Genomic DNA, 7149 nt, shown 5'->3' with positions numbered 1-7149 from the left:
GGGGCAACAGGTCACAGCACTGCAGCTCCGCACCGCCGTCCCGGCGACGAGGACGCCCTGGCCCTCGTCGTCGCCCTCGCCCAACCGGGCTGGATCGCGCGACGGCGCCCGGGCACGGACCGCTACCTCCTGGCCGACGGCCTCGGCGCGGCCCTGCCCCCGGGAAGTCCCCTCACCGGTCAGGAGTGGCTCGCACTGGCCCAGGTCCAGCGCGGAGCGGGACGGGCCGACGGCACGATCCGTGCCGCAGTGCCCATCGACCAGGAGGACGCCGAACGGGCCGGGGCCGCCCTCGTCCACGAGGAGACCCTGGCGGAGTTGCGCGCAGGGCGTGTGCGTGCCCGCTCGGTGACCTCCCTGGGGGCCATCGAACTGAAGGAGCGTGCGCTCACGCATGTCCCGGAGTCCATCGGCACCGAGGTGGTCGCCGATGCCCTGCGACGCGAGGGGCTCGACCTGCTGCCGTGGAGTGAGGCGGCGCGGTCGCTCCGCGAGCGCCTGACAGTCCTGCACGAGGCCCTCGGGGCGCCCTGGCCCGATGTCTCCGCCGAGGCCCTGACCGAGCACCTCGATCGGTGGCTGGGGGCCGACCTCCGACGGCTCGCCCGCGGAGGTGCCCTGCGCGACGTCGACACACTGGGAGGGCTGCGCGCCCTGCTCCCCTGGCCCGAGGCCGCCCACCTCGAGGAACTCGCCCCCGAACGCCTCCCGGTCCCCACCGGCGGCTCGAGGGCACTGGACTGGTCCAGCGGCCGCCCGGTCCTCTCCCTGCGGGTGCAGGAGGCCTTCGGATGGGTCGACACGCCACGAGTGGCCGCGGGACGTGTCCCCGTCGTGCTGCACCTCCTGGATCCCGCCGGGCGACCGGTCGCGGTGACCTCCGACCTCGCCTCCTTCTGGGCGGGACCCTACGCGCAGGTGCGCGCCCAGCTCCGCGGCCGCTACCCCCGTCATCCCTGGCCGGAGGACCCCCTGGGCGCGGAACCCACCTCGCGGGCGAAGTCGCGCCCGAGGCACTGAGCACCCGCGCCGGTCCACCACCGCGAACCACGGGCCCTGTCCGGCGCAGGCCCGCCGCTCCTCCCTCCTCCCCGCGCAGGCCCGCCGCCGACCGGCCCATCTTCCCTTTCGGCACCCCGCCGTCCCCCTGCGGCCCGCCCCGCCGTCCCCTCGACCCGTCCTCTTGCCACCGTACATACCAGTAGGTACACTCGAGCCATGGACATGACACACGCCGACTCCCGGCACCGACTCATCGAGGCGATGTCGGACCTGTTGTGGCAGAAGGGCTACGCGGCCACCAGTCCGCGCGAGGTCATGTCCGAGGCGGGCGTCGGGCAGGGATCCTTCTACCACCACTTCTCCGGCAAGCACGAGCTCGCCGTGGAGGCGATGCGTGCGAACGTCGCGACCGCCCTGGCCGACAACCCCGAGCCTGCGGGTGACGGCCCCGCCCTCGTCGACGTCGAGGAGCGCCTCCTGCGCCCGCGGGCGGGCACGCGGGGGTGCCGGGTCGGACGCATGACCCAGGACCCGAAGGTCGTGGAGGACCCCGAGATGCTGGGGATCGTCTCCGACGCCTTCGACACCATGACGACCCGGTGGAGGAACCTCCTCACCCGCGCCGTCGACGAGGGCGACCTGCCCCCCGGCCTCGACGTCGACCAACTCGCGGACACGCTGTCCGCGGTCATCCAGGGCGGGTACGTCCTGGCACGCGCCCACGGTTCCCAGGAGCCCATGGACTCCGCCGTGCGCGGCATGGTGGCGCTGCTGCAGGCGGCGTCCGCACAGCACGGGCGACCGGACGGACCGGTCGCCCCCGACACCCACCCACATGAGGAGCAGTCATGACGACACGCATCGGTATCAACGGCTTCGGACGCATCGGACGCACCTACTTGCGGGCAGCGCTCGCGAGTGACGCGGACGTCGAGGTCGTGGCCATCAACGACATCACCGACGTCCCCACCCTGGCCGACCTGCTGGAGTGGGACTCCATCTCCGGTCACCTCGACGGCGTCTCCGCCGACGGCGACCACCTCACCGTCCAGGGACACGCGATCAAGGTGTTCTCCCAGCGGGACCCCGCCCAGATCCCCTGGGGTGAGGTCGGGGCGGACGTGGTCATCGAGTCCACCGGTCGGTTCACCGACGCCACGGCCGCGCGCGCCCACCTCCGGGGTGGCGCACGCAAGGTCCTCGTCTCGGCGCCGGCCAAGGGCGACGCGCCCGCACTCGTGCTGGGCGTGAACACCGACGACCTCGACGTCACGGCCTCCGACGTCTTCTCCAACGGCTCCTGCACGACCAACTGCCTGGCCCCGATGGCCAAGGTCCTCAACGACGCCTTCGGCATCGAGAGTGGCCTGATGACCACGGTGCACGCCTACACCAGCGACCAGAAGCTCCAGGACGCACCCCACAAGGACCTGCGTCGGGCCCGTGCCGCTGCCCTGTCCACCATCCCGACGTCCTCGGGCGCCGCCCGCACCATCGGGAAGATCATCCCCGACCTGGACGGCAAGCTCACCGGCTTCGCCCTGCGTGTGCCCGTGCCGGTCGGCTCCATCACCGACCTCACCGCCGTCCTGTCGCGTCCGGTCACCGTCGAGGAGGTCAACGAGGCGTTCCGCCGCGCGGCCGACTCCCCGGAACTGTCCCACTACCTCGCCTACTCCGAGGCCCCGATCGTCTCCTGCGACATCGTCGGCAACCCGCACTCGGTGATCTTCGACGCCCCCCTCACCGAGGTCGTCGGCAACCAGGTGAAGGTCCTGGGCTGGTACGACAACGAGTGGGGCTTCTCCAACCGCCTCGTCGAGCTCTCCGAGCTCGTCGGCAGCCGCCTCTGAGAGCCGACCCGCAGGTGTGGGCCCCATCCCGTTCGTCGGGGTGGGGCCCACTGCGTGCCGGACCCGGGTCTCCCGCCCCGAGGTGCTCCCGCCCCGCGGCACCGCTGGTGCCCGCTCATCCCCCGGCGTCGGGCATCGATGCCTTGAGTGCCAGCACGCGCAGCGCGGAGGCGCGGACCTTCGCGGCGAAGGCCGGGTCCTGCCGGGCGCGGGACACGACCGCATCCACCATGGCGCCGGCCTGCTCGGGCGCGGCCGAGACGAGGACGATGTCACAGCCCGCGTCGATGGCGCACACCGCCCGCTCCCCGGGGGTCCACGCCTGGACCTGCACCGCGGCCGAGACGTCGTCGGTGATGACCACGCCCCCGAACCCGAGGTCGCCGCGCAGGACGTCCCCGACGACCACCGGTGAGAACGCCGCGGGGGCGTCCGCGTCGATGCGCCGGTAGACGGCGGTGGACATCATGATCATCTCCGCTCCGTCTGCGATCCCCCTCGCGAACACCCCCACCGAGGCATCGTGGCGTGTCGTCACGGTGTCCGTGACCCCCGCCGTCGTGTCCGTGTTCGCACCCACCCGCCCGAGCCCCGGGAAGTGCTTGATCGCCACCGCCACCCCTGCACTGCGCATCCCCCGGGAGAAGGCGTTCGCGTGGGCCACGACACTGTCGGCCGTGTCCCCGTACTGGCGGTCCCAGGCCCCGATCGGCGGGTTCGAGGCGGGGTCGCCGTCGACGAGGTCCATGACCGGGGCCAGGTCGAGGGTGATCCCCGCGGCCGAGAGCTCCCTTCCCCAGCCAGCCGCCTCGGACTCCAGTCGCGCGGGCGTCATCCCCGACTGGCTGAGCGCGGAGGGGATCACGGAGAACCCGGGACCGCGCAGCACCTGGACGGCCCCACCCTCCTGGTCGGTGGCGACCAGCATCGGGGTGGAGCGTGTGGTGTCCGCGGAGACCAGGTCCGTGAAGGACCGCACCAGGGCGAGCACGTGGTCCTGCCCGGCCTGGGAGCGCCCCGCGATGAAGACGTTGCCCACGTGGTGGTCCGTGACGGCCGCCCAGCTGGCCGACTGCTGCTTGTGGACGTCGACCCCGACCATGAACAGCTGTCCGACCTCCTGCTCCAGGGTCCACCCCTGCAGCGGGTCGGCCGCCGAGGGGGTGGGTGCCGACGAGGGCGGCGCCGGTGGGGTCGTCGATCTCCCGGGGTCCGGCGTGGAGGACACAGGCGCGGAGGACGCAGGTGCGGAGGACCCGGACGGAGGTGCGACCGGAGCGGCTGTGCCGCTGCCCGGTGCCGTGGACGGGGTGCACGCCCCGAGCACGCAGGCCAGGATCCCCAGTCCGTAGACCCACCCGGCCAGTGCGTGTCCCGGCGGGCGACCCTGCGCCGTGGAGGCCCCGATCACCTCAGTCCTCCACTCCCTCCCCGCGCGCGGCGGCGTCCTCCCGCGTCTGGGGGAAGGCGAACGTGGCGGGGTCCCCGCCGATCCGGGCATCGGGGCTGTCGAGCCCATCGATGGCCGCGAGGTCGTCGTGGGTGAGTTCGAAGCCGGTGACGTCGAGGTTGTGGCGCATGCGATCGGGGTGCACGGACTTGGGGATGACGATCCGTCCGGACTGGACGTGCCACCGGAGCACCACCTGTGCCGGTGTCACACCCAGGCGGTCGGCGATGGCCACCACTGTGGGATCGCCCAGGTCGGCGCCCTGCCCCAGCGGCGAGTAGGCCTCCACGGCGATGCCGCGGCGCAGGCACGCGGCGCGCACCTCGGGCTGGGAGAACGTCGGGTGCACCTCGATCTGGTCGACCGCCGGGGTCACCCCGGTCTCGACGACGAGGCGCTCGAGGTGCTCGGGGAGGAAGTTGGACACCCCGATCGCCCGAACGGCTCCCTGGTCGGCGAGCTCGATGAGTGAGCGCCAGGTCTCGACGTAGAGGTCCGCGGACGGGACCGGCCAGTGGATGAGGTAGAGGTCGATGACCTCCAGTCCGAGGGCACGCCGGGAGGCCTCGAAGGCCTCGAGGGCGGCCTCGCGCCCCTGGTCGGCGTTGCGCAGCTTGGTCGTGACGAAGACCTGGCCCTCCAGACCGGTCGCACGGATTGCGGCGCCCACCCCTGCCTCGTTGTAGTACGCGGCAGCGGTGTCGATGTGGCGGTAGCCGATGCCCAGCGCCTCCTCGACGGCGCGCTGGGTGTCCTCGGGTGGGATCTGGAAGGTCCCGAACCCCACCTGGGGGATCGGGACCGCGTCGTCGAGTTGGAGGTGGGGGACCTGTGTCGGGGGATTCTGCTGCATGTGGGAACCCTACGACGCCGGCCCTGATCCTGCCGAGGACCGGGGCCGCCGTCCCCGGGCGGGACTCCCGGGCGGTGGGACGATCCCTTCACCGCAACGGCTCCGCCCCCGTTCACCGGGAAGGGGACGGGGGCGGAGCGACCGCGACGTGTCCGGACCGGCCGGGACCGTGCGGGAGCAGCGGCCGGACCACCGCCACCGGGGGCGCCGTGCCGAGCGGGCTGGAGCAGCGGCCGGGATCAGGCGGGAGCAGCGGCCGGACCACCGGGCGCGTCGTGCCGAACGGGCCGTGTGAGCGGTCCCGGGATGGGCGGTCCCGCTGGAACCTCTCCCCGGGTGCGACCTGCGGCAGGGACCGGGGCCGGGGCGGGGGCCATGACCACACCGGGCTGGGTGACCGTGCCGTCGCGGCGTTGGCGACGCACGCGGGTGCGGGCGATCTGGAGGTTGGTGTTGCGCCATCCGTGCTTCTTGCCGTCGGGGCCCTTCGTGCCGGAGATCGACTCCTCGGCGATCTTCGCCAGCCCTGCGACGGCCAGGCACATGCTGACGTAGATGGTGCCCACGACCATGGCGGCCGGGATCAGCGGGGAGTCGAACTGCGCCTGTGTACCGAGGAACTTCGCGTAGTCGAGCAGCTCCGGATAGGTCACGATGAAGCCCAACGCGGTGTCCTTGAGGATGACGACCAGCTGCGCGATGATCACCGGGAGCATGGCGCGCACCGCCTGGGGCAGCAGGATCATGGTCATGACCGAGGTCTTCCTCAGCCCCAGTGCCGCGGCCGCCTCCCACTGGCCCCGTGGGAGCGCGAGGATGCCCGAACGGATCGCCTCGGCCAGGATCGTGCCGTTGTACAGGGTGAGCGCCGTGACCACGGACGTGAAGGTCGAGAACTTCAGCCCCACCGTCGGCATCCCGTAGTACATGAGCATCATGAGGATCAGGACGGGGATCGCGCGGAAGATCTCCAGGAACCAGACCACCGACACCTTGACCCACTGGTGGTCGGAGAGTCTCCCGACGGCGAGGAGCAGGCCCACGACGAGTGCCAGCACGGCGGAGACGAGGAACGCCCTGAGGGTGTTGAGCGTCCGCAGGCCGATCTGCGCCCAGACCTGCGGGTAGGTGAAGGCCGACCACTTGCGTGCGGAGAACTGCCCGGTCACCTGGAAGCGGTAGATGATGAACGCGAGGATGGCACCGACCACGATGATCGTGGCGACGGCCATGAGCGCGTAGCGCCGGCGGGCGACCGGACCGGGGACGTCGTAGATGTGCTGGGAGCTCATCGGACCACCTTCAGTCTGTTCTCGAGGTACCGCTGGAGGGTGGCGAGGAGGAGCACCAGGACCACGAAGATCGCGGCGACCCACAGCAACCCCGCCAGGAGCGGCTCGGAGCGCTCGGAGAGCGAGGCGCGGATGGCGCCGGCCTCCGCCACCGAGAAGCCCGCGGCCACGGTCGTGTTCTTCAGCAGGGCGATGAGGACGCTCATCAGCGGGGGGATCACCGCCCGCCCCGCCTGGGGCAGGACGATGAGCTCCATGGACTGGGTGAAGGTGAACCCGAGGGCCCGCCCGGCCTCCATCTGCCCCGCGGGGATCGTGTTGATGCCGGAGCGGATGACCTCCGCGATGTACGTGGCCGTGTAGAGGCCCAGCGCGATGATCGCGAGTTGCACGAAGGAGAGCCCGGAGCCCCACGTGCCCTTGGGGAAGAGCTTCGGGTACCCGAGGACGAAGAAGAAGAAGAGGAGCGTCAGCGGTGTGTTGCGCACGAGGTTGACGTAGAGCGTCCCCACGGCCCGCATCACCGGAACGGGTGAGACCCTCATGGCGCCGGTGATGAACCCGAGGACCAGTGCGATGGCACCGCCCCCGGCGAAGAGGATCAGGGTGTTCCTGAAGCCGTCAACGAACAGGTCCAGGTTGTTGAACAGGACGTCCACTGTGCCTCCTACCGATGGTCAGTTCCGCGGTGCGTGGTGG

At 71.7% G+C, this 7149-nt stretch carries 7 protein-coding genes; 3 read left to right on the top strand and 4 right to left on the bottom strand.

Features of this window, described 5'->3' with window-relative positions; genetic code table 11:
• From TA90_RS07335 to gap, 3 genes are all read left to right on the top strand, one after another.
• The coding region (locus TA90_RS07335; protein ID WP_043535450.1) for an ATP-dependent helicase C-terminal domain-containing protein at nucleotides 1-1020 on the top strand (1020 nt) is incomplete at its 5' end.
• 198 nt (nucleotides 1021-1218) lie between these two features.
• On the top strand, nucleotides 1219-1854 hold the full coding sequence (locus TA90_RS07330; RefSeq protein ID WP_043535448.1) for a TetR/AcrR family transcriptional regulator: 636 nt from the start codon (nucleotides 1219-1221) through the stop codon (nucleotides 1852-1854).
• Nucleotides 1851-2855: a type I glyceraldehyde-3-phosphate dehydrogenase gene (gene gap, locus TA90_RS07325; protein ID WP_043535446.1), complete on the top strand. Its 1005-nt coding sequence runs from the start codon at nucleotides 1851-1853 to the stop codon at nucleotides 2853-2855. Before TA90_RS07330 ends, gap begins: the two co-directional genes overlap by 4 nt.
• A 115-nt stretch (nucleotides 2856-2970) precedes the next feature.
• Here gap and TA90_RS07320 read toward each other — a convergent pair whose 3' ends face one another.
• The 4 genes from TA90_RS07320 to TA90_RS07305 all read right to left on the bottom strand — a co-directional run bounded on the left by TA90_RS07320 (nucleotide 2971) and on the right by TA90_RS07305 (nucleotide 7109).
• Nucleotides 2971-4266: a glycoside hydrolase family 3 N-terminal domain-containing protein gene (locus TA90_RS07320; protein WP_231550697.1), complete on the bottom strand. Its 1296-nt coding sequence runs from the start codon at nucleotides 4264-4266 to the stop codon at nucleotides 2971-2973.
• Between the two features lies 1 nt (nucleotide 4267).
• Nucleotides 4268-5158, bottom strand: a complete 891-nt coding sequence (locus TA90_RS07315) for an aldo/keto reductase (RefSeq protein WP_043535445.1) — start codon at nucleotides 5156-5158, stop codon at nucleotides 4268-4270.
• A 239-nt stretch (nucleotides 5159-5397) separates the two neighbouring features.
• On the bottom strand, nucleotides 5398-6450 hold the full coding sequence (locus tag TA90_RS07310) for an amino acid ABC transporter permease (RefSeq protein WP_074015337.1): 1053 nt from the start codon (nucleotides 6448-6450) through the stop codon (nucleotides 5398-5400).
• Nucleotides 6447-7109, bottom strand: coding sequence for an amino acid ABC transporter permease (locus TA90_RS07305; RefSeq protein WP_043535444.1), 663 nt, complete (start codon nucleotides 7107-7109; stop codon nucleotides 6447-6449). The genes TA90_RS07310 and TA90_RS07305 overlap by 4 nt, the downstream gene beginning before the upstream one ends.
• Between the last annotated feature and the right edge of the window lie 40 nt (nucleotides 7110-7149).

Source organism: Actinomyces polynesiensis (assembly GCF_000820725.1).
GTDB lineage: Bacteria > Actinomycetota > Actinomycetes > Actinomycetales > Actinomycetaceae > Pauljensenia > Pauljensenia polynesiensis.
Note: the sequence above shows the minus strand (reverse complement) of the source record. Positions and strands in the feature narration are given on the sequence as shown.